Annotated in this window: 20 protein-coding genes and 1 pseudogene; 10 read left to right on the top strand and 11 right to left on the bottom strand. The window is 71.0% G+C overall.

Annotated elements, in window-relative coordinates:
- The first annotated feature begins 79 nt into the window (after positions 1 to 79).
- The 4 genes from FGL15_RS02575 (at position 80) to FGL15_RS02560 (ending at position 4845) form a co-directional block, all read left to right on the top strand.
- Positions 80 to 1000 (top strand): hypothetical protein, encoded by a 921-nt coding sequence (locus tag FGL15_RS02575; protein ID WP_197479028.1) that lies wholly within the window; start codon positions 80 to 82, stop codon positions 998 to 1000.
- Positions 1001 to 1087: 87 nt separating this feature from the next.
- Positions 1088 to 2077: a LacI family DNA-binding transcriptional regulator gene (locus FGL15_RS02570; RefSeq protein ID WP_138944829.1), complete on the top strand. Its 990-nt coding sequence runs from the start codon at positions 1088 to 1090 to the stop codon at positions 2075 to 2077.
- A 74-nt stretch (positions 2078 to 2151) separates the two neighbouring features.
- The gene (locus FGL15_RS02565; RefSeq protein ID WP_138944828.1) at positions 2152 to 3309 is read left to right on the top strand and encodes a CPBP family intramembrane glutamic endopeptidase; all 1158 of its coding nucleotides are present in this window, start codon (positions 2152 to 2154) and stop codon (positions 3307 to 3309) included.
- Between the two features lie 81 nt (positions 3310 to 3390).
- Complete coding sequence (locus tag FGL15_RS02560) at positions 3391 to 4845, top strand: LCP family protein (RefSeq protein WP_138944827.1); 1455 nt, start codon at positions 3391 to 3393, stop codon at positions 4843 to 4845.
- 12 nt (positions 4846 to 4857) lie between these two features.
- Here the strand turns inward: FGL15_RS02560 and FGL15_RS02555 are convergent, their stop codons facing one another.
- Positions 4858 to 5763 carry a LysR family transcriptional regulator gene (locus FGL15_RS02555; protein ID WP_138944826.1) on the bottom strand — a complete coding sequence of 302 codons (906 nt, stop codon included), beginning with the start codon at positions 5761 to 5763 and terminating at the stop codon, positions 4858 to 4860.
- Positions 5764 to 5894: 131 nt separating this feature from the next.
- Entirely contained in the window at positions 5895 to 6758 is an 864-nt protein-coding gene (locus tag FGL15_RS02550) for an endo alpha-1,4 polygalactosaminidase (protein ID WP_138944825.1), read from the bottom strand.
- Between the two features lie 61 nt (positions 6759 to 6819).
- On the opposite strand from FGL15_RS02550, the gene FGL15_RS02545 reads away from it, so the two are divergent.
- The 3 genes from FGL15_RS02545 to FGL15_RS02535 all read left to right on the top strand — a co-directional run bounded on the left by FGL15_RS02545 (position 6820) and on the right by FGL15_RS02535 (position 10038).
- Complete coding sequence (locus tag FGL15_RS02545) at positions 6820 to 7014, top strand: hypothetical protein (RefSeq protein WP_138944824.1); 195 nt, start codon at positions 6820 to 6822, stop codon at positions 7012 to 7014.
- A 99-nt stretch (positions 7015 to 7113) separates the two neighbouring features.
- Positions 7114 to 7689, top strand: coding sequence for an isochorismatase family protein (locus tag FGL15_RS02540; RefSeq protein WP_138947173.1), 576 nt, complete (start codon positions 7114 to 7116; stop codon positions 7687 to 7689).
- 78 nt (positions 7690 to 7767) lie between these two features.
- Complete coding sequence (locus tag FGL15_RS02535; RefSeq protein ID WP_138944823.1) at positions 7768 to 10038, top strand: efflux RND transporter permease subunit; 2271 nt, start codon at positions 7768 to 7770, stop codon at positions 10036 to 10038.
- 19 nt (positions 10039 to 10057) lie between these two features.
- On the opposite strand, the gene FGL15_RS02530 is transcribed toward FGL15_RS02535, so the two are convergent.
- The 3 genes from FGL15_RS02530 to FGL15_RS02525 are packed head-to-tail and all read right to left on the bottom strand — an operon-like array spanning position 10058 to position 12610.
- On the bottom strand, positions 10058 to 10852 hold the full coding sequence (locus tag FGL15_RS02530; protein ID WP_240773740.1) for an alpha/beta fold hydrolase: 795 nt from the start codon (positions 10850 to 10852) through the stop codon (positions 10058 to 10060).
- A gap of 34 nt (positions 10853 to 10886) precedes the next feature.
- Positions 10887 to 11048 (bottom strand): hypothetical protein, encoded by a 162-nt coding sequence (locus FGL15_RS21400; protein ID WP_370282005.1) that lies wholly within the window; start codon positions 11046 to 11048, stop codon positions 10887 to 10889.
- On the bottom strand, positions 11045 to 12610 hold the full coding sequence (locus FGL15_RS02525; RefSeq protein WP_370282003.1) for a thiamine pyrophosphate-binding protein: 1566 nt from the start codon (positions 12608 to 12610) through the stop codon (positions 11045 to 11047). Before FGL15_RS02525 ends, FGL15_RS21400 begins: the two co-directional genes overlap by 4 nt.
- A gap of 223 nt (positions 12611 to 12833) precedes the next feature.
- Here FGL15_RS02525 and FGL15_RS02520 point away from each other — a divergent pair, with 223 nt between their 5' ends.
- Positions 12834 to 14018, top strand: a complete 1185-nt coding sequence (locus FGL15_RS02520) for a DUF4192 family protein (protein WP_168223283.1) — start codon at positions 12834 to 12836, stop codon at positions 14016 to 14018.
- Here FGL15_RS02520 and FGL15_RS02515 read toward each other — a convergent pair.
- Complete coding sequence (locus FGL15_RS02515; protein WP_138944821.1) at positions 14003 to 15460, bottom strand: helix-turn-helix transcriptional regulator; 1458 nt, start codon at positions 15458 to 15460, stop codon at positions 14003 to 14005. The two genes, FGL15_RS02520 and FGL15_RS02515, sit on opposite strands and share 16 nt — an antisense overlap.
- Before the next feature lie 123 nt (positions 15461 to 15583).
- Here FGL15_RS02515 and FGL15_RS02510 point away from each other — a divergent pair, with 123 nt between their 5' ends.
- Positions 15584 to 17449 carry a phosphoenolpyruvate carboxykinase (GTP) gene (locus FGL15_RS02510; RefSeq protein ID WP_138944820.1) on the top strand — a complete coding sequence of 622 codons (1866 nt, stop codon included), beginning with the start codon at positions 15584 to 15586 and terminating at the stop codon, positions 17447 to 17449.
- Between the two features lie 167 nt (positions 17450 to 17616).
- Positions 17617 to 18684, top strand: coding sequence for a hypothetical protein (locus tag FGL15_RS02505; RefSeq protein WP_138944819.1), 1068 nt, complete (start codon positions 17617 to 17619; stop codon positions 18682 to 18684).
- Here the strand turns inward: FGL15_RS02505 and FGL15_RS02500 are convergent.
- The 5 genes and pseudogenes from FGL15_RS02500 to FGL15_RS02480 form a co-directional block, all read right to left on the bottom strand.
- Positions 18648 to 20576, bottom strand: coding sequence for an ABC transporter ATP-binding protein (locus FGL15_RS02500; protein WP_138944818.1), 1929 nt, complete (start codon positions 20574 to 20576; stop codon positions 18648 to 18650). The genes FGL15_RS02505 and FGL15_RS02500 overlap by 37 nt on opposite strands.
- 182 nt (positions 20577 to 20758) lie before the next feature.
- Positions 20759 to 22105, bottom strand: coding sequence for an MFS transporter (locus FGL15_RS02495; RefSeq protein ID WP_137243440.1), 1347 nt, complete (start codon positions 22103 to 22105; stop codon positions 20759 to 20761).
- A 204-nt stretch (positions 22106 to 22309) separates the two neighbouring features.
- Positions 22310 to 22778, bottom strand: a pseudogene (gene ribH, locus FGL15_RS02490) (6,7-dimethyl-8-ribityllumazine synthase).
- A gap of 82 nt (positions 22779 to 22860) precedes the next feature.
- A complete protein-coding gene (gene ribA, locus FGL15_RS02485) occupies positions 22861 to 24165 on the bottom strand; it encodes a GTP cyclohydrolase II (protein WP_138944817.1) in 1305 nt (434 codons plus the stop codon).
- Positions 24162 to 24857, bottom strand: coding sequence for a riboflavin synthase (locus tag FGL15_RS02480; protein WP_138944816.1), 696 nt, complete (start codon positions 24855 to 24857; stop codon positions 24162 to 24164). The genes ribA and FGL15_RS02480 overlap by 4 nt, the downstream gene beginning before the upstream one ends.
- Positions 24858 to 24871 lie beyond the last annotated feature (14 nt).

Here is a 24871-nt window from a genome sequence, read left to right as displayed (position 1 = left end):
CACCCGACGACCCAGACCGATCCTCCCCGGCGCGACCGCTGCCGGGATCAGACCCCATCCGAAGCACAAGGAGCACCTCATGAACGCAGTAGCCACCAGGACCAACGAGCTGACGACGCTCGAACGCCGCGCCATGGCCACGATCAGCACCCCGGGCGGCGGCATGCTCATCGTCGCCGGCGACCAGCGCAATGGCATGAAGGCCGTCATGACCGACGCCCCGAACGGCGCGGCCGGCATCAGCCGTGACGAACTCGCCGAGGCCAAGAGCGACCTCGTCCGGTTCCTCGGCAACCACGCGCCGGCCATCCTCCTCGACCCGGAGGTCGCCCTCCCGCTCGTCGTCGACGAGCGCACCCTCTCCCGCACGACCGGCCTCGTCGTCGGCATGGACTCCTCGGGCTTCGACACCGAGAACGGTCTGCGCCGGACGAAGTACGTCCCCGGCATGGACGCCCGCCGGGTCCGCGAACTCGGTGGCGACGCCGCCAAGATGCTCTTCTACCTGCGCTCCGACCAGCGCGAGGCCGAGCAGGTCGTCATCGACGAGATCGCCCGCCTCGTGGAGGAGTGCACCGCCGAGGGCGTGCTGCTCATCGTCGAGATCCTCGTCTACCAGCTCGACGGTGAGAGCGACGAGGCCTACGCCGAGATCTTCCCCGAGCTCGTGCGCGGTGCCGCGGAGATCTCCGTCGCCGCCGGTTCCAAGGTCCTGAAGCTCCAGTACCCGGGCTCCGCCGAGGCAGCCGCAGCCGTGACCGAGGCCGCCGCCGGTGTGCCGTGGGCCGTGCTGTCCGCCGGCGTCGACCACGAGACCTTCGTCGGCCAGGTCCGCACCGCGGTCGAGAACGGTGCCGGCGGCGCGATGGCCGGTCGTTCGCTGTGGAAGGATAGCCTTTCGATCTCGTCGGCGAAGCGTGAGGAACTGCTCACGAACCGTGCACTGCCTCGCCTCCGTGAGCTCGAGCAGGTCATCGAGACCGCGCTCGCCGGTCGCTGACGGATCGCGGGCGGCGTCCTCGGTCGCCGCCCGCGAACCAGCCCGATCCGACCACGCCACGCAGGTGGAACCACCCGAGGAGCAGCCATGGCCACGATGCAGGACGTGGCGTCCCTCGCCGGCGTGAGCTCGAAGACGGTCTCCCGCGTGTTCAACGACGACCCGCACGTGCTCCCGGAGACGCGGTCGCGGGTCGAATCGGCCATGCGGGAGCTGAACTACGTCCCGAACGTCCTGGCGCGCACCTTCCGCGCCGGGCGGTCCTCCTCCGTGGGCGTCGCGGTCCCGGACGTCGTCGACCCCTTCTTCGCCGCGGTCGTCCGCGCCGTCGAGGAGGTCTGCTCGGTCTCGGGCATCACCACCCTCGTCACGAGCATCGGCGACGACCCGGCGCGCGAGCGTGCCGTGCTCGACTCGCTGCTCCGCTCACAGCTCATGGGGCTCGTCCTCGCGCCCGTCGCGGAGGACCAGTCGTGGCTCGCGCCGTGGGCCGAGCACACCCCCATCGTGTTCGTCGACCGCGCCCCCGGTGGGCTCGACGCCGACAGCTTCGTCGAGGACGACCACCGCGGCGCCTACCTCGCGACGAGGCACCTGCTCGAGCACGGGCACACCCGCGTCGCCTTCATCGCCGACTCGGCACACCCGCCGAGCACCCGTCGCCGACTCGAGGGCTACCGTTCGGCGCTCGCCGAGAGCGGGATCGATGTCGACGACGCCCTCGTCAGCCTCGACGCGACGGACCGCGAACCGGCCGCCGCCGTCGTGGACGGTCTCCTCGCCCTCGCCTCTCCGCCGACGGCCCTGTTCTCGGCGAACGCGCGTGTGACGATGGCGCTCGTCCCCGCGCTGCGCTCGCGGGGGATCGCCTCGCTCGGCTTCGGTGACTTCCCGATGGCCGACCAGCTCGATCCGGCGGTCAGTGTCATCGAACAGGACCCGGCACGACTGGGCCGCTTGGCCGCCACCCGGGCGCTCGCCCGCTTCGGTGACGCGGACGGCGAGCACGAGCGCAGCACCGTCGTCCCCGTCGGGCTCCTCCTGCGGGAGTCCTGCGGCTGTCACCTCACCGCGTGATCCCCCGGGCGGTGGATGCGCCGCGCGCCGTCGCTCCGTAGCGTAGGAAGCTGTTCGCGACCACGGGGGATCACATGCAGCGACCGGACGACACACCGACCGAGGGCGGCTGGGCGCCGATCGGACAGCCCGCGCCAGGGCCGATCCGGACGCCACTCGCCGACGGATCGCCGGTACCAGCACCGGCCGCGGCTCCGGTGATCGGTGCCGCCGGGCGGGCCGTGCTCGCGCAGCAGCCGGAGTCGGAGGCGGACCGCCAGCGCCGGCGCAACCGCGAGCTGGCCCCGATCCTGCCCACCAGCGTCCCGTGGGTCGCCGTCACGGTCTTCACCGTGCTCGCCGTCGGCCTCGCCTGGCTCGTCGCCGCACCGCTGTGGCTGTCGGGTGAGGGGCTCGCGAACCCGTGGTTCCAGCTCATCGCCCTCGGCATGATGTACACCCCGACCGTCGCCGCGCTCGTCGTGGTGCTGTTCGTCGCCCGGCCGAGGAGCATCCCGCGGCTGCTCGGACTCGCGCCCCTGCGTCCGCTCGGCCGGACCCTCGGGCTCTGCGCGGCGGCGCTCGTCGGGTTCCCCGTCCTCGCGTTCTGCTCCATGCTGCTCGGGCAGGCCATGGGCCTCATCGAGCTCGACCTCGTCGGCCTGTCCGGTCTCGCCGCCATCATGACCGCCTCGGGCGCCGGCGAGCTCGGGCGGGACGAGCTCACCACGGTCGCCCTCGTCCAGCTCCTCACCCTGCCCTTCGGCGTCCTGGTGGCATCGCTGTCCGCGTTCGGGGAGGAACTCGGCTGGCGCGGCTGGTTGCTGCCGAACCTCCTGCCGCTCGGCACCTGGCCTGCCCTCCTGCTGTCCGGGGCGATCTGGGGCGTGTGGCACGCACCGCTCATCCTCCTCGGCTACAACTACCAGCGGACCGACGTCCTCGGCCTGCTCCTGATGCTGGGCTGGTGCATGCTGCTCGGCGTCCTCATCGGCTGGTTGCGGCTCCGCTCGGCCTCGGTCTGGCCGGCGGTGATCGCCCACGGCGCGGTGAACGCCGCCGTCGGGGCACTGCTGCTGTTCGCCAGCCCGACGTCGATGCAGGACACCGGCAGTGTGTTCGGCACCCTGCTCGGCTGGCCGGGCTGGATCCTCCTCGCAGCGACGACGCTCATCCTGGTCGTCACCGGCCAGTTCGGTAAGCGTGCGGTGCCCGGGCTGCGTGGCTCGCAGGTCGCCTCGCCCGTGAGCTGATCTCCGACGCATGCGCGCCGCGTATGAGTCGCACCGGGCAGGCTGCTTGTCCGCCGCTTCGACGCTTGGTGCACTGGGACGATGCGCAGACCCGATCTCCCCGAGGCACCCGTCCGTCCACGTGCCGCTCACGCTCGCCGTCACGGCGGTGGGGTGAGCGCGCGGGTCCGCCGTCGGCGCCTCATCGTCGGCATCGCAGGCGGCCTCGTGCTCGCGCTCCTCGGGGGTGTCGGTGCGCTCGCACTGCGGCTGCAGGGCAACCTCAGCTCCGAGGCCATCGCCGCCCCGACCGGACGGTCGACCGAGCCCGCGCCGCCGGGCGCACCGGACCCGGCGATCAACGTCCTCCTCCTCGGCTCCGACAGTCGTGACCTCGCGGTCGGCGACTACGGAGAGGACACCGGCACCAAGCGCAGTGACGCGATGGTGCTCGTGCACGTCTCCGAGGGCAACACCCGGATCGACGCGATGCAGATCCCGCGTGACACGCTGACCGACCTGTCGATGTGCACGGACACCGGGCGGGGGACGCCCGACGACTACGGCATGGTCAACGCGGCGTTGAACTCCGGTGCCGCCTGCTCGGTCGCCGCGGTGCAGGCGATGACCGGTGTGCCGATCGACCACTTCGTCGAGCTCGACTTCAGCGGCTTCCAGACGATCGTCAACGGCATGGACGGGCTGGCGGTGTGTCTGCCGGCGGACATGGAGGACCCCTATTCGAACCTCGCGCTGCCCGCCGGAGCGCAGGTCATCGACGGGACGCAGGCGCTCGCGCTCGCCCGCACCCGGCACGCGGTGGGTGACGGCAGCGACATCTCGCGCCTCGGCAACCAGCAGATGGTGATGTCCGCGATCGTGCAGCGGGCGCTGAGTGCCGAGGTGCTCACCCGGCCGGACCGGCTCATCCGCTTCCTGGACGCGGTCACCTCCTCGCTCACCGTCGACACCGCGCTCGGCGACCTCGCGAGCCTGACCTCGCTCGCCCACCGGGTCGCGCAGGTGCCGGCGTCGGCCATCACCTTCCTGACGATGCCCTGGACCGAGGCGCCGTCGGACGCCAACCGGGTCGTCCCGAGCGATGACGCCGCGATCGTCTTCTCGAGCCTCGCCACCGATGTCCCGGTGCCGATCGCGGGAACCGGTGATGCGTCCCCCGCCGAGCCGGTCGCCCCCGTCGAACCGGTGCGGGTCGAGGCGGTCAGCGTCCTCAACGGCTCGCAGACGAACGGGGTCGCGACGGCGACGGCCGATCGATTGACCGCCCTCGGTTACACCGTCGCGTCGATCGGCGACGCGGAGACGGACACCCCGGTCACGGTCCTGCTCGCGCGCGACTCGGACGCGGCTCGGGCGACGGCCGCCTCCCTCGCCCAGGAGCTGGGGATCACGGTCGTCGTGAGCGGCGAACCGGGGCCGGACGATGAGGACGTCGTGCTCGTCATCGGCGACGACTTCGCCGCACTGACCCCGCCTGCCGCGCCCGCGCCCGTCGAGGTCGAGTCCCGCAACGCCGCCGCGGACCTCTGCGGCTGACGCAGGGCGTCGTCAATCCCCGGCTGGGACGAGCTCTGCCAATCGGAGGAAGGCACTCACGGCGGGTGTCCCGACGCTGTCGTGGCGCACGAGCAGGCCGATGCTCCTCGTGACCGGTGTCGGGAACCGGCGGACCCGGGCGCCGTTCGCCGCCGCCCAGTCGGCGAGCCGCTCGGGGACCACGGTCAGTCCGACGCCGGCGGTCGCGAACCGCGTGAGCGCGTCGCGCTGGGTGGTCACGATGACCCGCGGTGGCTGCACGCCGAAGCGGGCGTAGGCCTCGTCGGTCACGGCGCGCATCGACGTCCCGCGCGGCAGGGTCACCAGGGTGTGCGCAGCCAGCTCGTCGCCGGTGATGGTCGGCGGCACGTGCTCGGCCTCGCGCTCGGCGACGGTCCTCAGGCCGGGGAGGACGATCGCGAACCGCTGTTCCTCCAGGAGCCGCACCTCGACGCCGGGGCCGGCGGTGGCCACATCGGCCACGCCGAGGTCGATGCGCCCGAGGTCGACGGCTTCGAGCAGTTCGGCGGAGTCGACGGCGCCCGTGACCTCGATGCGGACGTCGGGGTGCGCGGCGTGGAACCGGGCGACGAGTTCCGGGACGTGGGTCGCGACGAGCGAGGGGAGCGCGCCGATCCGGAGCGTGCCGGCGGTGAGCGCCTGCTGGGCGTCGGCGAGCGCGCGGAGCCCGTTCGCCTCCTGCAGCATCCGCCTCGCCGGACCGAGCACGGACCGTCCGGCATCGGTGACCTGCATGCGCCGGCCGACCCGGGTGAAGAGCGCGAGCCCGAGGTCGGTCTCGCAGCGTTGGATGCGTCTCGTGAGCGAGGGCTGCGAGATCCGGAGGACGTCGGCCGCTGCGGCGTACGAGCCGTAGTCGACGACCGCGACGACCGCCTCCAATTGCTCCAGGTTCATGCGTCGTGGGTCCGGATCATGCCTCCACGCTACCGACACCTGCTGGAGATGCCTGGGCGCCGGGGGTCCACCCCGCAACAGGACGCGTCGCCGTGGAACCTCCTGCCCCGGACCGGATCTCCTGCCGCTGCCTACCGAGCGCAGGCGTCGAAGACGTGGGCGGGGTTGTCGGCCGTCCGGAGGTCGCGGTCGCGCAGGATCGTGGAGAACGGGACCTGCGGATCGGCGCACACCTCGTCGAAGGTGCCGCGCAGGTCGTCGGTGTACTCGATGTCCAGCACGGCGTCTCCGTACACCTCGGAGTAGGTGGCGCACTCGTTGAAGCGATGGCACTCCTCCGCGACGGCGAAGTCGAACCCGACGTCGTCCCGGCCTCGCGTACCCAGCTCGGCGGCGTTCTTCTGCCCGATGAGGAGGCTCGCGTCGTGGGCGAGGTCGGCGTACCGGGTGGCGAGGGCGATCGCGTCCCCCACGGTGAGTCGACCGTCCGACCGGGTGTACGAGTCGAGGTTGTCGATCTCGACGGCGTCGAAGCCGGCCTCAGCGCAGCGGGTGATGCTCGCACCGACCCGCTCGGCGATGCGCGCGCGACGGTCGTCGGTGGAGAGGTCGAAGATGAGTTCGTCGGGCCAGTTCTCGTCGATGACCGGTTCACCGGCGTCGTCGGTGAGGACGAGGTCCGGCTCGGCCAGCCAGGCCTCGCGATCGGCCGGCTGGCTCTGGAACCCGTTGACGTAGCAGATGGAGTACCGGTCGGGGTCGGGGGAGTCGGTGCTGTCGCGCGCGACGCCGCCCACGCCGGCCGCCGGCTCGTAGCCGCCACCGAGCTGGTAGTCGAAGACGACGTCCGTGGGGAAGCCGTCTGCCGACGGGGTCGACTCGGCGCCGGAGCGCATACCGCTCGGGAAGGCGGAGCAGCCGGCGGCGGTGACCGCGAGCAGGAGGGCGGTGCCCGCCGCGATGAGCAGGTGCGCGCGACGGGGGAGACGGGTCATGGCTCCAGCCTAGGTCGCGGTCCCGTCCCGGGGCCGCCGCTCAGCCGGTACCGTTGGGGGCATGAAGTATCTGGTGTTGTTCTCCGTGGGTGCCGCGCTCATCGTGCTCGGGGTCGTCTTCGCGCTGCTCCTGGAGCTGCCGGTCGGGTTCCGGATCGCCGGGCTCGTGTCCATGCTCCTCGGCACCGTCGTCATGGGTGTGAACATCGGTCTCCAGTTCTTCGACCGTCGCAAGGAGCGCGCACGTCGGCTCTGAACCACGACGGCGCAACCACCTGACCCGGCCGGTTCCCCGGCGTTACCCTCGATGGAACCCATCTCCACCGAGGCGGGACGACGACAACCCGGAGGCATCGTGGCGCGCGCGCTCTTCATCATCGACGTACAGAACGACTTCACCGAGGGCGGTGCGCTCGGCGTGAACGGCGGCGAGGCCGTCGCCGCGGGGGTCACGCAGCTGTTGGCCGAGCACGGGGACGAGTACGCGCACGTGTTCGCCTCACGCGACTGGCATGACGCCGAGGGCGACAACGGCGGTCACTTCGCGACGGGCGAGCCCGACTACGAGACGAACTGGCCGGTGCACTGCGTCGCGGGGAGCGAGGGTGCGGAGTACCACCACGCGCTCGACACCAAGAGCGTCGACACCCACATCCGCAAGGGCCAGGGCGCCCACGGATACTCGATCTTCGAGGGCGTGACGCCCGAGGGGCTGAGCCTCGACGAGGTCCTCACGGATGCCGGCATCACGGAGGTCGACGTCGTGGGTCTCGCGACCGACTACTGCGTCCGCCGGAGTGCGCTCGACGCCATCGAGCACGGCCTGCAGGTCCGCGTCCTCGCAGGTCTCGTCGCGCCCGTCGACCGGGCCGCCGGGGATGCGGCGCTCGCCGAGATCACCGAAGCCGGGGGAGTCGTCGTCCCCGCCTGAACCCCGTCCCCGGCCGCCCGTCGTAGATAGTAAGCTAGCTGCATATTATTCGGAGCAGGGCGAGAACGGGGCGCGCGCATGACGCACGGACGACACGGCGGAACGCAGGCGGACGCGGACACCCGGACGCAGCAGCGGGACCGTGCGGGTGCGCCGCGGTGGCTGCGGGTCCTGCTCCCCGCGGTCCTCATCCTCCTCTGGCTCACGGCCGCCGGCGTCGGCGGTCCGTACTTCGGGAAGGTGAGCGAGGTCGCGACCAACGACCAGACGAGCTTCCTCCCCGCGAGTGCGGACGCGACTGAGGTCCAGACGGCACTCGACGGCTTCCGGGAGGGTGACGACATCCCGGCCCTCGTGCTGTTCGTCCGCGACGGCGGGATCACCGACGAGGACCGGGCGGCGATCGACGACGAGCGCTCAGCCCTGTCCTCCACCGAGGGCGTCGCCGACGGCGTCTCTCCGGCCATCCCCTCCGAGGACGGCGACGCGGTCGAGGTCTTCGTCCCGATCAGCGGCGACGCGGAGGTCGGCGACGTCGTCGAGGCCCTCCGTGCGCAGCTCGCCGAAGCCGCCCCGGCCGGCCTCGACGTCTTCGTCACCGGCCCGGCAGGGTTCACCGCCGACCTCACCGACGCCTTCGCCGGCATCGACGGCATCCTCCTCCTGACCGCGCTCGGCGCCGTCTTCCTCATCCTCATCGTCGTGTACCGCTCGCCGGTCCTCCCGTTCCTCGTGCTCGGCACCTCGCTGTTCGCCCTCTGCACCGCACTCCTCACCGTGTGGTGGCTCGCGAAGGCCGGTGTCGTCCTGCTGAACGGCCAGGTCCAGGGCATCCTCTTCATCCTCGTGATCGGTGCGGCGACCGACTACTCGCTGCTCTACGTCTCGCGGTACCGGGAGGCGCTCCGCGACCACGAGCGGCGGTGGGACGCGACGTGGGCTGCGCTCCGAGGATCGTTCGAGCCGATCGTCGCGTCGGGCGGCACCGTCATCGCCGGACTGCTCTGCCTGCTGCTCAGCGACCTGAACTCGAACAAGGCGCTCGGGCCGGTCGCCTCGATCGGGATCGTCTTCTCGGTCCTCGCGGCGCTCACCTTCCTGCCCGCGCTCCTGCTGGCCTGCGGTCGCACCTCGTTCTGGCCGCTGCGCCCGAAGGTCGGGAGCGAGCACCGCGTGCGCGCCTCGTCGACCGATGACACCGCCGTGCCGACCACCGGTCTGTGGGGTGGGATCGCCCGCCTCATCTCCCGCCACGCCCGCGTCGTCTGGATCGGGAGCACCCTGCTCCTCCTGGTCGCGAGCCTCGGGGTCTTCCAGCTCAAGGCGGACGGTGTCGCCCAGAGCGACCTCATCCTCGGCACGTCCGAGGCCCGTGACGGTCAGGCCGCCCTCGGTGAGCACTTCCCGGCCGGCTCGGCGAGCCCCGTGTACGTCCTCACGCAGGAGGGTGATGCCGCGCAGGTCATCGGCATCCTCGAGGAGACGGACGGTCTCGACAGCGTCCAGGTGCTGTCGAGCGACTCAGCGACCGGCACCGCGGATGCGACGGTGAGCGACGGGGAGGCGGTGTTCACGGCTCCCGCCGCGGGACCCCCGGGGACCCCGGTGGCATCCGCCGAACCGACGGTCGACGACGGCCGCATCCTGCTCCAGGCGACGCTCGACGCGGCACCGGACTCGACGACGGCGGAGGAGAGCGTTCGACAGCTGCGCTCGACCCTCGACGCCGAGGTCGGCACCCACACACCGGTCGGCGGCGTCACGGCGACCGCCATCGACTCGAACGACGCGTCCATCCACGACCGGAACCTCATCATCCCCGTGGTGCTCGCCGTCATCCTCCTCATCCTCATGCTGCTGCTCCGCTCGGTGCTCGCCCCGGTCCTGCTGATCCTCAGCGTGGTGGTGTCCTTCGGGGCGGCCCTCGGGGTCTCCGCGCTCGTGTTCAACCACGTGCTCGGATTCCCGGGCGCGGACCCGAGTGTGCCGCTCTACGGCTTCGTCTTCCTCGTGGCGCTCGGGATCGACTACAACATCTTCCTCATGACGAGGGTCCGCGAGGAGTCGCTGCGGGTCGGAACGAGGGCCGGCGTGCTGCGGGGGCTGGCGATCACGGGTGGCGTGATCACCTCGGCCGGACTCGTGCTCGCGGCCACGTTCGCGGCGCTGGGCGTCATCCCGATCCTGTTCCTCGCGCAGATCGCCTTCATCGTGGCGTTCGGGGTCCTCCTCGACACGATCATCGTCCGAACGCTGCTCGTCCCAGCCCTCAGCCACGACATCGGGAGCGCCATCTGGTGGCCGTCGAAGCTCGCGAAGGGTCGGGTCGAGCACCGGCACGCGGCCTGACCGAGGCGGACGCGACCGGCTACCCCTGCTCGGCGAGGAACGCCAGCACGGCGTCCTTGAACGCCCGCGACGAGACCGCGTTGAAATGCTCGCGGCCGGGCAGCCCCACGTACCGGGCGCCGGCGGCTTCGGCGAGCCGCCGACTCCCGGCGGCGACCGCGTCGTCGTCTCCGGTCACGAGCAGCATCGGCAGCGGCGGCACCTCGGCCGTGCTCGGCTGCGGTCCTCCGCGGAGGCCGTCCACCAGGGCGATGAGCGCCTCGACGTCGTTGCCCTGGACGCCCTCGGCCATCGTCACGTACGTGTCGGTGAGGGCGTGGGTGATCGTCGTGCCGGTCCTCACGTGGTGACGGGCCGCCTCCAGGTCGAAGTCGCGGAGCGAGTCGCCCTCGGGGAGACCGCCGAGGCTGAGGGAGCGCACGCGGTCGGGGTGCCGGACACCCAACCGCCAACCCACCCGGGAACCCAGCGAGTACCCGAGATAGTGCGGCTCGTCGACGCCGTAGCCGTCGAGGACGGACAGGACGTCGTCGACGAGGATGTCGAGTCGGTATGCGGTCGGATCCGTCGGTTTGTCCGAGGCTCCATGACCGCGTTGGTCGAGGGTCAGCAGGCGGTACCCGGCGCGCGTCAGCGTGCGTGTCCACCCGGCGAGGTCCCAGTTGAGTCCGGCGCTCGAGGCGAAGCCGTGCACCGCGACGATCGTGCCGAGGTCGCCTGAGCCCGGAGCCGGCTCGTGGAGGTACGTCGCGATCCGGATGCCGTCCGTCGACATGACGTAGGTGGGTGCGGTCGGGGCAGGCTGAGGAAGCACCCGTCAACGATACCCGCGGTGGCGCCGCGCAGGCTCAGTCGACGGCGACCGGCCGTGGTCCCTGCTGCATCATCTCGGAGAGGTACGGGGCGACGACGCTCGTGGAGATGCGGCAGTCGAGCAGGAGGACGCCCTGCGCCCCGGCGTGGACCCAGTCGGTGAGTCCGTCGAGGTCCGCGAGCGTGTCGATCGTCACGCCCTGGCCCCCAAGGCCCGCGCGAGGGCGGCGAAGTCGACCTCGTCGATGAGCATCGGGGTCTGGTCGAGTCCACGCGAGCCGTACTGGTGGACCTCGGCTCCGTAGGCGGCGTCGTTGAAGACCACGATCACGCCGCTCGGCACCGTGCGGATGACGGTGTCGAGGTCGGGGAGCGCCATGAGGCCGCCGCCGTCGCCCGTGCAGAGGACGGTGGTGCCCGTGTGCCCGGCCGCGGCAGCACCGACGGCGCTCGGGAACCCGAGTCCGATCGACTGGTACGCCGTCCCGACCATGATGAGGCGGTCGGGCGAGGGGATGTCGAAGTACATCGGCGCCCAGCCGATGAAGTGGCCGCCGTCCTGCACGACCGTTCGGTCGGCCGGGAGCAGCTCGTCCAGTCGGTGCGCGAGGCTTCGTGGGTCGAGGCGCCCGTCGGCGCACCGTCCGTCGCCGCTCGAACCGCCGCCCAGGTCGCGGTCGAGGTGCGGTGCGGGGCGGGCGGTACCGTCCGACGCGACCCATCCGGACCCCGCGCCGTCAGCGAGCCGTTCCAGGAGACCTGCGGCTGCGAGGGCCGCGTCACCGTGGATGAGCTCGTCGACCCTGGCGTTCGTCGGGGCGTCGGCGAGGTCGACCTGGATGATGTGCGCATCGGGGGAGAAGGCCTCGCCGAACCGCATCGTGAACTGGTTGAGGCCGGCGCCGACGACGAGCACGACGTCCGCTTCGGCGATGCGCCTCGCGGCGTGCTCCGTCGCGAAGCCGCCGGCCACCCCGAGATCACGGGGGCTGGAACCGAAGAGCCCGCGTCCGAGCGCCGTGGTCGCGGTGTGGGCGTCGAGCCGCTCGGCGAGCTCGCCGAGGACGGGTCCGGCGTCGGCCAGCCAGGCTCCGCGCCCCGCGAGGATGAGCGGACGGTGTGCGCTGCGCAGAGCGGCGGCGGCGGTGTCCAGGCGCCGCGCGACGGGCTCCACGCGGGACGGCCGGACGAGCGCCGGGTGGTGCGGTGTCCCGTCCGCCCGCAGCGGCTCGTCGGACGCCACGGCGGCGAGGTCGTAGGGGATCGCGAGCACGACCGCGGTCCGGCGGTGGACGGCGTGCTCGATGGCGCGGAGCGTGATCGCGGTGGCGTCGTCACGACCGACGGTGAAGGTCGGTGCACCGAGCCCGGCGGCGATCTGGAACTGGTCGACGTCCCAGGGGCGGGCGCCGGTGGTCGGGGCGTCACCCACGACGAGGATCAGCGGGATCTGGGCCATCACCGCCTCCGCGAGGGGCGTCAGGGTGTTGGTGAATCCGGCTCCGTAGGTCGCGGTGGCGGCAGCGAGACCGCCGCCCGCGCGGGCGTAGGCGTCGGCCGCGGCGACGCCCCCGGCCTCGTGGCGCATGGCGGTGAAGCGGGTCGTGGTCGCGGCGAGGGCGTCGAGGAGATGCGCGTTGCCGTTGCCCATGACGCCGAACACCTCGGAGACATGGCGGCTGAGTGCCTGTGCCACCCGGGCGGAGACGGTGGAGGAGCGGATCGACGTGGGAACGGTCGACGAAGCGTGTTCGGACATGGGAGACCTTCGAGAACGTGGACGGATGGGATTCCGTGTGTGTCTCGCCGGTGCTGGCCGCGCTATCGCCCTTTTTTCGAGCAACGACCCCCGTGCTGCGGAGTCTGACGAGCACACTCTACTCCGCGGCGACCGCGCTGCACAGTGCGGTGGCGACCGCATCCGCTCCACATCCGTGACGCCTGCCGGACAGTCGGACCCGGGTTCGACGGAGGCTGGCTCCATGACCCACATCGTGCAGGCCAACGCGGCCGAAGACCTCCTCGCCCTCATCCCCGGACTCGTCGGAAGCACTCCGAGATCGAGTCTCGTCGTCGTCCTGTTCGCGGGCCGTCACAGCCGCGGTGCACTCCAGGTGCACCTGCCGGCCGGAACGGACCTCGACCGACAGGTGGCGGACGCCGCCGCGGAGCGCGCCCTCGGGTTCGCCTGCCGGGCCCCGGGCGTCGACGCCATCGTGCCCGTGGTCTACACCGACGACGTGTTCGGAGCCGGGGCGGAGCCGCCGGGCAAGACCATCGCCGACGCCGTCCTCGAGCTGGCGAGCGCGCAGGGGTTCACGGTCAAAGACGCGCTCTGCTCGGCCGCCGACGGCTGGGGCTCCTACCTCGACCCTGGACTCCCCGCCGGAGGGCGGTCGCCGGCGATCGTGGCCTCGGCGGAGGTCCCGCCGGTCCCACCGCTCCCCTGGGAACTCGTCACGACCGAGGTCCCGTCGGTGGACGTGGCGACGTTCGCAGCCGTCGACCTCGAGTACCGGGTGCTCTGCGCTCGACTGGCCTCCATGCTCGACGCGGCCGCCGATCGCGCCCGCACGACCTGGCGGATCGACGTCGGAGACGCCGTGGAACGACTCGACGGCCTTCCCACGGTCTTCGAGGACGCGCTCGCCCGCGGCGTCGAGGCGATGACCGCCCGGGAGGTGGCCTTCCTGTTGCTGAGCCTGTCACGCCCGTGGGCGAGCGATCTCGCACTCATGCAGTGGGCGTTCGGGCGCGAGCTGGGCCAGGAACTCGACGACGCCGAACGCGCGTACGGGCATCTGCCGGTCGGGACGGACGACCCGGAGGTGTTCCACCGGGTCGCCCACCTGCTGGTCGGCGACGGACCGCATCCCGACGTCCAGCGCATCCGGGCCGCGAGCAGCCTGCTCCTCGGCGTCGCGGCGAGAGCGTCGGAGTCGGCACGCGTCGCGCCCCTCGCCATGCTCGCCTGGCTGTCGTGGGCGCTCGGTCAGAGCACGCGCGCGGCCGCCTTCCTCGCCGAGCTGGTCGACGAGGAGCTGGACCACCCGCTGGCGGCGACCGTCGGGTCGCTGATCCGCCAGAGGCACCTCCCGGCCTGGGCGTTCTGCAGCGCCCCGGGAACACGCGACGTCGCCGCCCCCGGCGATCAGCCCGCCGCGTGACGCTCGAGGAAGTCGTAGACCTCGGAGTCGTCGACGCCCGGGAAGGTGCCGCTCGGCAGCGGGGAGAGGATGTGGGTGTGCAACCGGGCGCTCGGCCAGGCCTGCTCCCGCCACTTGTCGGCGAGGTCCGACGGTGGTCGACGGCAGCAGGTCGGGTCCGGGCAGGTGGAGACCGCACGCGTCGTGGTCTCCCGTCCGCGGAACCACTTCGCCTCGCCCCAGGGCACGCCGACCGAGATCGAGAACTCCCCGGCCTCGGTCGTGCCGGTCTGCGTCGCGCACCAGAAGGTACCGGCCGGGGTGTCGGTGTACTGGTAGAGCTCCGTGGTGCGGTTCGTCCGTGCGAAGGCGTTCCGCGCGCTCCACTTCCGGCACACGATCTGGCCCTCCACCGCCCCCGTCACGTCGACGGGCAGCGGCAGCGCATCGTTCTCATAGGCCTTCGAGATCGCCCCGTCCTCGGAGACCCGCAGGAAGTGCAGGCGCATGTCGAGCCGGGCGGTCGCCAGGTTGGTCAGGCGCAGCGCCGCGGCCTCATGGGTGACCCCGAAGGCGTCGCGGAAGTCCTCGACGGCCAGGTTGCGGTCGCGCTTGGCCTGCTGCAGGAACGAGACGGCGGCCGTCTGCGGCATGAGCGCCGCCGCCGCGAAGTAGTTGATCTCGAGCCGTTGCCGGAGGAACTCCGCGTAGCTCGTCGGACGCTGGTGCCCGAGCAGGCGGTGCGCCATCGCCTGCAGGGCCATGGATCGCAGGCCGTGTCCGCCGGGGATCGAGGCCGGCGGCAGGTAGATACGCCCGTTCTCGAGATCGGTGACGCTGCGGGCGGAGTGCGGCAGGTCGTTGACGTAGATGAGGTCGAAGCCGAGCTGTTCCGCCATGATGCTCACCGTGCGGTGGGTGAGGGCGCCGGTACTGTGCCCGGCGCGCAGCACGCGCGACTCCGCGAGTTCCTCGATCTCGGGCAGGTGGTTGTCGCGCTCCCGCATCCACTCGCGCAACTCGGTGTTGGCCCGCCGCGCCTCCTCCGGGGTCGCGATCGCCTCGCTCGCGTGCCGCTGCAGTTCGCGGTGCAGGCCCACGAGTGCGCGGAGGGCCTCGTCGGGGATGCCCTTCGACGGCTTGACGATCGGCAGGGTCAACTCGCTGTAGAGGGCACTGCGCTGGAGGCGGTCCAGCTCGATCTCCAGCGCTGCGCGGGGGTTCGGAGCCTCCTTCGAAAGGAGGTCGGTCAGGTCGACCCCGAGCGCGGTCGTCAGCTCCTGCAGGACCGACAGCTTCGGCTCGCGCTTCCCGTTCTCGATGAGGGAGAGCTGGCTCGCCGCCAGCCCGACCCGTTCGCCGAGGTCGTCGAGGGTGAGGCCTCGCCGGGTCCGGAAGTGCCGGATCCGATGGCCGAGCGTGAGCAGTTCGGCGGCGGCGGTCGATGCGGGGGTCGGCGTCATTCCTTCACCGTATCGAAAGAACAGCCATTCTTGAAGGGTTAAATACCGTGAAGATCGACCGAAACGGGCGCATGGTGGCTCTACGACCACTTCTTGACCGTCCCACCAACGCCGGAGGAACGCATGTCCATCGCAGAACTGATTCCCGACACCGCACCCGCTCCCGCCGCGCGCGCGGAGCTCCGCGCGGTGCCGCGCCCGGAGCGGAGCGGCCTCGCCGAGCTGCACGCCTGGGTCGACGACCTGGCGGCCCTCTTGGAGCCGTCCGCGATCCACTGGGTCGACGGCTCGGCGAGCGAGTCGCACCGGCTCACCCACCAGCTCGTCGAGGAGGGGAAGCTGATCAAGCTCAACCCGGAGTGGCGGCCGAACAGTTTCCTCGCCCGCAGCGATCCGCGCGACGTCGCGCGCGTCGAGGACCGCACCTTCATCTGCTCCGAGCAGGAGGAGGACGCCGGCCCGACGAACAACTGGCGGGATCCCGCGGTGATGCGCGACGAACTGCACGGGGTCTTCGCCGGCAGCATGCGCGGTCGCACGATGTACGTCGTACCGTTCTCGATGGGCGCGGTCGGCGGGCCGCTCTCGCAGCTCGGCGTGCAGATCACCGACTCGGCGTACGCGGTCCTCAGCATGGGCATCATGACGCGGATGGGCGACCGCGTCCTCGAGCTCATCGCCGACGGACAGCCGTGGGTCCGGACCGTCCATTCGGTCGGCGCTCCGCTCGAAGCGGGGCAGGCCGACGTGGTCTGGCCGTGCAACGACACCAAGTACATCGTCCAGTTCCCGGAGACGCGCGAAGTGTGGTCCTTCGGGTCCGGCTACGGCGGCAACGCACTCCTCGCGAAGAAGTGTTTCGCGCTGCGGATCGCCTCGGTCATCGGCCGCGACGAGGGCTGGTTGGCCGAGCACATGCTGCTGGTCCGGATCGTCTCGCCGGAGGGCCGGGCGTTCCACATCGCCGCGGCGTTCCCCTCGGCCTGCGGCAAGACCAATCTCGCGATGCTGCGGCCGACGATCCCCGGGTGGACGGTCGAGACGCTCGGCGACGACATCGCGTGGATCCGGCCCGGCGACGACGGCCGGCTGTACGCCATCAACCCGGAGGCCGGCTTCTTCGGGGTCGCACCCGGCACGGGCGCCGGCACGAACGCGACGGCCGTCGACACCCTGTGGGGCAACACGATCTTCACCAACGTCGCGCTCCGCGACGACGGAGACGTCTGGTGGGAGGGGCTGACCTCCGAGCCGCCCGCCCACCTCCTCGACTGGCAGGGGCAGGACTGGACGCCCGAGTCGGGGCGCCCGGCGGCCCACCCGAACTCGCGGTTCACCGTCGCGGCCGCACAGTGCCCGTCGATCGCCGACGACTGGGACGCGGCCGACGGCGTCCCGCTCGACGCGATCCTCTTCGGCGGGCGTCGTGCCACGAACGTCCCGCTCGTGGTCGAGGCCAGCAGCTGGGAGCACGGCGTGTTCATGGGGGCGACGATCTCGTCCGAGCAGACCGCCGCCGCCGAGGGCACGGTCGGGGAACTCCGTCGCGACCCCTTCGCGATGCTCCCGTTCTGCGGCTACAACATGGCGGACTACTGGAGTCACTGGCTCCGGGTGGGCGGTGCACTCGAGCACGGCAAGGCGCCGCGGATCTTCCAGGTCAACTGGTTCCGGAAGGACGCCGACGGCTCCTTCCTGTGGCCTGGCTTCGGCGAGAACTCGCGGGTCATCGAGTGGATCGTGCGGCGGCTCGAGCACGAGGTCGATGCACGGGAGTCGGCGATCGGCCGGTTGCCCGTCCTCGACGAGCTGAACCTCGACGGCATCGACGTGCCGGACGCCGACCTCGACGCCCTGTTCGCCGTCGATCGCGAGTCCTGGCTCGTCGAGTGCGACCTCACCGAGTCCTTCTTCGACACCTTCGGCAGCCGGGTCCCGGCCGCCCTCCGTGCGGAACTCGCCGCCCTGCGCTACCGCCTCCGGTCCTGATGCTCGTCCTCCATTCGCCCATTTTTGGGCGAATGGAGGTTCGCGCGCCCAAAGATGGGCGAACGAACCGGCGACGAGGGTGCTCCACAGCTCGACGGTCGGCCGGGACATCAACGCGCGAACGATCGCGACGGTCGCGGGCCGACCGATCGCGCCACGATCGAAGCATGATGCCGACCGATCTACCCGATCACCATGCCTTCTCCGTCCGCTCGGCGCTGGAGCAGGGCGTCTCCCCGGAGCGCCTCCGCACGACGCGTGTTCCCGCACCGTTCCCGGGGGTTCGGAGCTTCGCTGCACCGCGTCGGGGCGCGGACCTGCCTCCCGAACAGCGTCATCTGGCGCACCTGGAGCTGTGTCGGGCGTACGCCCAGCGAATGGCACCGGCGCAGTTCTTCTCGCACCTGTCGGCTGCGCATCTCCTGGATGCTCCGCTCCCGGCGCGGCTGCGCTGGGACGAGGTGCATGTCGGCGTCCGGCCGCCGGACCGAGCGCCGAGGGTCGCCGGGGTCGTCGGCCATCGTTTGGCGCGGCTCTTCGGCGATCCGATCCTCATCGAGAGGCTCTCGGTCGTGAGTCCCGCCGACATGTGGTGTCAGCTCGGACCGAGTCTCGACATCGATGAACTGGTCGCGGTCGGCGATCATCTGGTCCGTGAGCGCGGTGCTTCCGGCCGGTGGCTCCACCAGCGCCTTCCAGCACTGTGCTCGCTCGACGACCTCGCAGCGGCGCTCAGCGGATCACGGCATCTCGGCGCGAAGTCACTCCGTGCCGCGCTCCCGCAGATCCGCGCTGGTTCCGAGTCGCCGAAGGAGACGGAACTCCGGCTCGCCTTCGTTCGCGCCGGCCTCCCGGAGCCGGTGCTCAACCACGACCTCCGCGATCGCTGGGGCGGTTCGTCGCACGTCTCGACCTCGCCTATCCGGCATACCGTGCAGCGTTCGAGTACGACGGGCGCCAGCACGCCGCCGACCCGGGTCAGTTCGCGAAGGACGTCGACCGGATCCATGCCGTCACCAGCCTCGGATGGTCCCACGACCGCTTCCTCGCACATCACCTGCAGGCGGGCGCCGCCGTCGCGATCGACCGAGCGCGCGAACGCCTCATCGCGGCAGGATGGCGCCCGTGACCCCGTTCATTCGCCCATGTTTGGGCGACGGAGCACCCGTTCGCCCAAACATGGGCGAATGAAGCCACATCACACGAGGAGCTGGTGCTTCGCGAGTTCGCGGTAGAGCGGGACCTCGGTCACGAGGTCGCTGTGGGTGCCGACGCCGACCACCCGACCCTCCTCGAGGACGACGATCTGATCGCTGTCGACGACGGTCGAGAGCCGGTGCGCGATGACGATGAGCGTGCGTCCCGTCGCGACCGCGTCGATGGCTTCGCGCATCATCTGCTCGTTGACGCCGTCGAGGCTCGAGGTCGACTCGTCCAACAACAGGATCGGGGGAGCCGCGAGGATGGCGCGTGCGATCGCGAGGCGTTGCCGCTCGCCGCCCGACAACATGATGCCGTCCTCGCCGACCGGAGCGGCGAGACCGAGCGGGTTGCGGTCGAGGACCCCGCCGAGGTTGACCGCGTGCAGCACGCGCTCGCAGTCGGCGTCGCTCGCATCCGGTGACGACAGCAGCAGGTTGTCGCGCAGCGTGCCGGCGAGGACCGGGGCGTCTTGCTCCACGTACCCGATCTGGTCCCGGAGGTCGGCGCGGGGGATCGTGCGGATGTCGACGCCGCCCAGGCGGATGGCACCGGCCGTCGGGTCGTAGAACCGTTCGATGAGCCCGAGGATGGTGCTCTTGCCGGCGCCGGACGGTCCGACGAGCGCCGTGCGTCTGCCCTGCATCGCGGCGAAGGACACCCCACGGAGGACCTGACGACCGAGCGCGGACTGCGCGTCGGTGAGTCGGGCGGCGTCGGCGGCGACGACCTCCGGTGCGCTGGCGCCCTCGCTCAGCGCCTCGGTCGCGAGCGCCTCCGCTGCGGCCCGTTCGCGCTCGATGACCGCCGCGTCCGGGTAGGCGAACTCGACCCCGTCGAACTCGATCGCCGGAGCGGACGCTGAGGCGGTCCCGGGACGTCCGACCCGCGCGGCGATGGCCGCGTCGTCATCGCCCTCGTCGGGCAGGTCGAGGATCTCCTGGATCCGGCCGAGCGCTCCGAGCGCCTGGTTGACGCTCGTGATCGCTCCGAAGGCCTGGCCGAGCGGCATGATCATCATGAACAGGAACAGGATGAACGCGACGAGACTCGCGATGGTGATGGCCCCGGACGCGACCCGGAACCCACCGACGCCGAGGACGACCAGGAACGAGGTCTGCATGGCGATGCCGGCGACCGGGACGACCAGCGAGGAGATCTTCGCGATCCGCACGCCGACGCCGTAGACCTCCTTGGCCACGCCGTCCACCGCGTCGATCTCGCGGTCGGTCGCGTTGGACGCCCGGATGGTGCGGATGGAGCTGATGGCGCGCTCGACCGCGGCGGCGAGCTCGCCCACCTTGGTCTGCTGCTCGCGGCTGGCGACGCGGATGCGTCCGCTCAGCGCGACGACGACGACGACCGAGACGATGACGACGAGGAGGGTGAGACCCAGCAGGACGGGGTCGATGATCGCCATGGCGATGAGCGCGCCGAGGAAGGTGATGGCACCGCCGACGGCGTCCACGAAGCCCTGCGTCAGGACGGCGTAGAGCATGGTCGTGTCGCTGCCGACCCGCGAGACGAGGTCGCCGGTGCGGCGCGTGTCGAACTGGCTGATGGGGAGCCGGAAGATGCGCGCGATCAGCTGGCGCCGGGAGGAGTACACGACCCCGGTGCCGGCGCGCTGCAGGAGGTAGTGCTGGTACCCGCTGATGACGCCGGAGACCACGACGAGCCCGACGAGGAGCCATGCCAGGTTGCCGAGCGACCGGCCCGCCTCGACGACCCCGATCACCTGGCTGACGATGAGCGGCTGGGCGAGTGACGCGGCCGCTCCGATGACGCTGAGGATGATGACGACGATGAGGATCGAGCGGTGCTCGAAGATGTACGGCATGAGCTGCTTGAGGCTCGCGCGGGGACCGTCGTCCTTCGGTCGGCTGAACGGGTTGCGGCTGCGTGCCGGGCGCGCTGGGGTGCTCATGGTGCTCTTCCTCCGAGGTGCGGTGCGCGGCTCCGAGACGTCCATGGCGACGGCGCACCGTGGTTCAACTCTAGGCGACGGTCGCACGCGCCGAGCCCGAAGCCGACGCATCGAGCGCGGACGCACCGAGGGCCGGTGCGCGGAGATGTCCTCCACGCACCGGCCCTCGGTGATCGCCTCGATCAGGCGTCGATGTCGACGTCCTTGGTCTCCTTGGAGACGATGAGGGCGACGAGCGTGATCAGGGCCATCGCCGAGAGGTAGACGCCGACCCAGAACGGGCTGCCCCCGCCGGCGCTCCACAGCGCGACGGCGATGAACGGTGCGACCGCTGCGCCGAGGATCGACGACACGTTGTACGAGATGCCCGACCCGGTGTACCGCACGTTCGTGGGGAACAGCTCGGGCAGCAGGGCGCCCATCGGTCCGAAGGTGAACCCCATGAGGCTGAATCCGATGATGAGCCAGATCATGACCCCGGTGAACCCGGCGCCGAGCAGCGGGACCCAGACGAGCCCGAACACGAGGATCGCGCTCGTCACGACGATGAGCGTCTTGCGGCGTCCGTACTTGTCGGCGAAGGGACCGGACACGAGCGTGAAGATCCCGAAGAAGACCACGCCGGCGATGAGCATGAGGACGAAGGTCGTGTAGCTGTAGCCGAGCCCGGCGACCGGCGCGTCGAGCGGCGCACGGCCGTAGCTCAGGGAGAACGTCGTCATCAGGTAGAAGAGCACGTAGGTGGCGAGCATGAAGAAGGTGCCGAGGAGCAGCTTGCGCCAGTGCAGCTTGATGACGCTCGCGAGCGGCGACCGCTGCACCTTGCCCTGCTCCTTCGCGTTCGTGAACGCGTTGCTCTCGACGAGACGGAGTCGGACCCAGAGGCCGACGATCACCATGACGACGGAGAAGAGGAACGGGATGCGCCAGCCCCACTCGAGGAACGCCTCGGACGGCATGGACGGGTCGTCGCTCGGGAGGATCGCCGCGATGATCAGGAAGAGTCCGTTGGCGATGATGAAGCCGATCGGCGCACCGAGCTGCGGGAACGTGCCGAACAGGGCACGCTTGCCGGTCGGCGCGTTCTCCGTCGCCACGAGGGCGGCACCGGACCACTCGCCGCCGAGCGCGAAGCCCTGACCGATGCGGAGGATCACGAGGAGCAGCGGGGCGACCCAGCCGACGAGCTGGTAGGTCGGCAGCAGGCCGATGAGGAAGGTCGCGATCCCCATGGTGAGGAGCGCGCCGACGAGGGTCGCCTTCCGACCGCGCTTGTCGCCGAGGTGCCCGAAGATGACGGCACCGACGGGGCGGGCCACCATCGCGGCACCGAACACGGCGAAGGAGGCGAGGAGACCCGCGGTCGGGTCCTCACTCGGGAAGAAGAGGTGCGGGAAGACGAGGACGGCGGCCGTCGCGTAGACGTAGAAGTCGTAGAACTCGATCGTCGTGCCGATGAGGCTGGCGAGGACGACACGAGAGCGCGGATTGACCGGGGCCTTGGTGACTGGGGTTGCTTCGAGAGACATGCGTGCGCGTTTCGGTTCGGGAATGGACGCCGTCGAAGCATCAGCACCGGTCGCGCACGCCCGCCGACGACGGCAGGATCAGAGGTTCGCCCGCTTGTGGCAGGACCATGACACTGTACGCCGAAGTGCGGCATTCCGGTATTCGGTTGCCCGGCAGGGCGAATGCCGATACCGGAATGCCGCAGGAAGGAACTTCCGGTCCCGTCAGCCGCGCAGTTCGCGGAGGACGACCGCGGTCGCGACGGCGGCATCAGCGGCCTCCGCCCCTTGTCCTCCTTCGACCCGGGCAGCCCCGCGCGGTCGAGCCCCTGCTTCTCGTCGTCGAGGGTGAGGACGCCGAAGCCGACGGGCTTGCCCGTCTGGATGCTGACCTGCGTGAGGCCACTCGTCGCGGCGTCGGAGACGTACTCGAAGTGCGGCGTGCCGCCACGGATGATGACGCCGAGCGCGACGACCGCATCGGCCCCGGCCTCGAGGGCGGCCTTGGCCACGACCGGGAGTTCGAAGCTCCCGGGGACCCGCACGAGGCGGTGGTTGGCGCCGCTCGCATCGAGGGCCTTGACGGCTCCGGCGATGAGACCGTCGGTGATGGTCTCGTGCCAGGTGCCGGCGATGACGACGATGTCGAGGCCGGTGCCGTCGACGCTGATGGTGGGGATCCTTCGCCGCTCATGCGGTCTCCTGTCTTCGTCCCCCGAGTGCGTCGAGGGGGTTGGTGGTGCTCGCTCCTCGAGGGAATCGAGGGCGGCGGTGGACTACTGGTGGGGGTGCGGTTCCGGTGCGAGCTCGAACCCGATGCTGTGGCCCATGCGGTCGCGCTTGGTCTCGAGGTAGCCCTCGTTGAACAGGCCGACGCCGACCACCAGGGGGACGCGCTCGCTCACGGCGATGCCGTGGTTCGTGAGCTGTCGCTCCTTCTCCGGGTTGTTCGAGAGCAGGCGTACGGACGTGATGCCGAGGTCCGTCAGGATCGCGCTCGCCGCCGTGTAGTCGCGGGCGTCGGCCGGCAATCCGAGCGCGAGGTTGGCGTCGAGGGTGTCGAGACCGTCCTCCTGCAACCGGTAGGCGCGCAGCTTGTTGACGAGGCCGATGCCGCGCCCTTCGTGTCCGCGCAGGTAGACGACGACACCGCCGTGGCGCTGGATGGTGTCGAGAGCGCTGTCGAGCTGCGGACCGCACTCGCACTTGAGTGAGCCGAACGCCTCGCCGGTCAGGCACTCGGAGTGGACGCGCACGAGCGCACCGGTGGCCTGCGGGTCGCCGGCGATGATGGCGACGTGGTCGGCACCGGTCCTGCGGTCGCGGTAGGCGCGCAACCGGAACGAGCCGTGCGTCGTCGGGACCGTCGTCTCCACCTCGAACGACACGTTCGACGATTCGGGGATGGCCGCCTGGGCGGCGCGTTCCTCGGCGCAGACCGCGGCCGCGTCGGGGTTCTCCTCGAGGAAGTCGGGGTTCTCCTCGAGGAAGGCGATGAGTGCGGCGATCGTCGTGACGAGCACGCCCTCCCGCTCCCCGAGCGCGATGAGGCCGGGCAGGCGCATCATCTCGCCGTCGTCGGCGACGATCTCGGAGATCGCCCCCACCGGGACGAGTCCAGCGAGCTTCATGAGGTCGACGGCCGCCTCCGTGTGGCCATCGCGTTCGCGCACCCCGCCGTCGACGGCGCGCAACGGGACGATGTGTCCGGGGCGCGAGAGGTTGGCCGGCACGGACGCCGGGTCGGCGAGCACGCGCAGGGTGTGGGCGCGGTCGGCGGCGCTGATACCGGTGCTGAGCCGGTCGGCCGCGTCGACCGTGACGGTGTACGCGGTGCCTCTGGGGTCCTCGTTGAGCGCGACCATCGGCGGGAGGGCCAGCCGGTCGGCGATCTCGTTCGTCATCGGTGCGCAGATGAATCCGGAGGAGTGTCGGACCGTCCACGCGATCCACTCCTGGGTGGCGGACTCCGCGGCGAGGATCACGTCGCCCTCGTTCTCTCGGCCTTCGTCGTCGGCCACGATGACCGGACGGCCCTGGCGGAGTGCCTCGAGGGCCTCCGGGATGCTGGCGATGCTCATGCGTTGCCCCTTCCGGTGGCGGTGGTGCCGACCGGGTCCGCGGACTGCGGATCCTGGTCGATGCTGCTGGGGAGTGCCGACTCGAGACGGCTGAATGCGAGCATGCGCTCGACGTGCCGGGCGAGGATGTCGGTCTCGAGGTTCACACGGTCGCCGGGGACCCGGTCGCCGAGCGTCGTCGCGGCCAGCGTCTCGGGGATGAGGGACACCTCGAACCAGGCTTCCGGTGCGTCCGGTGCGCTGATGGCGCTGACGGTGAGCGAGACGCCGTCGACGGTGATCGACCCCTTGTCGACGACGAGCGGCGCGAGTGCCGCGGGGAGCGAGACGCGTACGACGCGCCAGGCCTCGCCGGGCACCGTGGCCAGGACGGTGCCGGTGCCGTCGACGTGCCCTTGGACGATGTGGCCACCAAGGCGGTCGCCGACGCGGGCCGCACGCTCGAGGTTGACCGAAGACCCGACCGTGACGCCGTCGAGCGAGCTCATCGCGAGGGTCTGGGCCATGACGTCGGCCGTGAACGTCTCGCCGGTCTGCTCGACGACGGTGAGGCAGACACCGCTCACGGCGATGGAGTCCCCGTGCCGGGTGCCCTCGAGAGCGAGCGGGCCGCGGACGGTGAAACGTGCCGAGTCCTCGCCGTGGTCGATGGCGACGATGGTGCCGAGTTCTTCGATGATGCCCGTGAACATGGATGGTCCGTTCT

This window comes from Plantibacter sp. M259 (assembly GCF_006065115.1).
In the GTDB taxonomy this organism is placed as follows: domain Bacteria; phylum Actinomycetota; class Actinomycetes; order Actinomycetales; family Microbacteriaceae; genus Plantibacter; species Plantibacter auratus.
The sequence above is the reverse complement of the archived record's forward strand: the minus strand, read 5'-3'. Positions and strand labels throughout refer to the sequence as shown.

Excerpts from the sequence above, each read along its gene's own strand:
- FGL15_RS02570 (WP_138944829.1), top strand. The coding sequence starts at position 1,088 with ATGGCCACGATGCAGGACGTGGCGTCCCTCGCCGGCGTGAGCTCGAAG.
- FGL15_RS02550 (WP_138944825.1), bottom strand. The coding sequence starts at position 6,758 with ATGACCCGTCTCCCCCGTCGCGCGCACCTGCTCATCGCGGCGGGCACC.
- FGL15_RS02525 (WP_370282003.1), bottom strand. The coding sequence starts at position 12,610 with ATGTCCGAACACGCTTCGTCGACCGTTCCCACGTCGATCCGCTCCTCC.
- FGL15_RS02565 (WP_138944828.1), top strand. The coding sequence starts at position 2,152 with ATGCAGCGACCGGACGACACACCGACCGAGGGCGGCTGGGCGCCGATC.
- FGL15_RS02535 (WP_138944823.1), top strand. The coding sequence starts at position 7,768 with ATGACGCACGGACGACACGGCGGAACGCAGGCGGACGCGGACACCCGG.
- FGL15_RS02545 (WP_138944824.1), top strand. The coding sequence starts at position 6,820 with ATGAAGTATCTGGTGTTGTTCTCCGTGGGTGCCGCGCTCATCGTGCTC.
- ribA (WP_138944817.1), bottom strand. The coding sequence starts at position 24,165 with ATGAGCATCGCCAGCATCCCGGAGGCCCTCGAGGCACTCCGCCAGGGC.
- FGL15_RS02520 (WP_168223283.1), top strand. The coding sequence starts at position 12,834 with ATGACCCACATCGTGCAGGCCAACGCGGCCGAAGACCTCCTCGCCCTC.
- FGL15_RS02500 (WP_138944818.1), bottom strand. The coding sequence starts at position 20,576 with ATGAGCACCCCAGCGCGCCCGGCACGCAGCCGCAACCCGTTCAGCCGA.
- FGL15_RS02480 (WP_138944816.1), bottom strand. The coding sequence starts at position 24,857 with ATGTTCACGGGCATCATCGAAGAACTCGGCACCATCGTCGCCATCGAC.
- FGL15_RS02575 (WP_197479028.1), top strand. The coding sequence starts at position 80 with ATGAACGCAGTAGCCACCAGGACCAACGAGCTGACGACGCTCGAACGC.
- FGL15_RS02560 (WP_138944827.1), top strand. The coding sequence starts at position 3,391 with ATGCGCAGACCCGATCTCCCCGAGGCACCCGTCCGTCCACGTGCCGCT.
- FGL15_RS02495 (WP_137243440.1), bottom strand. The coding sequence starts at position 22,105 with ATGTCTCTCGAAGCAACCCCAGTCACCAAGGCCCCGGTCAATCCGCGC.
- FGL15_RS02510 (WP_138944820.1), top strand. The coding sequence starts at position 15,584 with ATGTCCATCGCAGAACTGATTCCCGACACCGCACCCGCTCCCGCCGCG.
- FGL15_RS02505 (WP_138944819.1), top strand. The coding sequence starts at position 17,617 with ATGATGCCGACCGATCTACCCGATCACCATGCCTTCTCCGTCCGCTCG.
- FGL15_RS02515 (WP_138944821.1), bottom strand. The coding sequence starts at position 15,460 with ATGACGCCGACCCCCGCATCGACCGCCGCCGCCGAACTGCTCACGCTC.
- FGL15_RS02555 (WP_138944826.1), bottom strand. The coding sequence starts at position 5,763 with ATGAACCTGGAGCAATTGGAGGCGGTCGTCGCGGTCGTCGACTACGGC.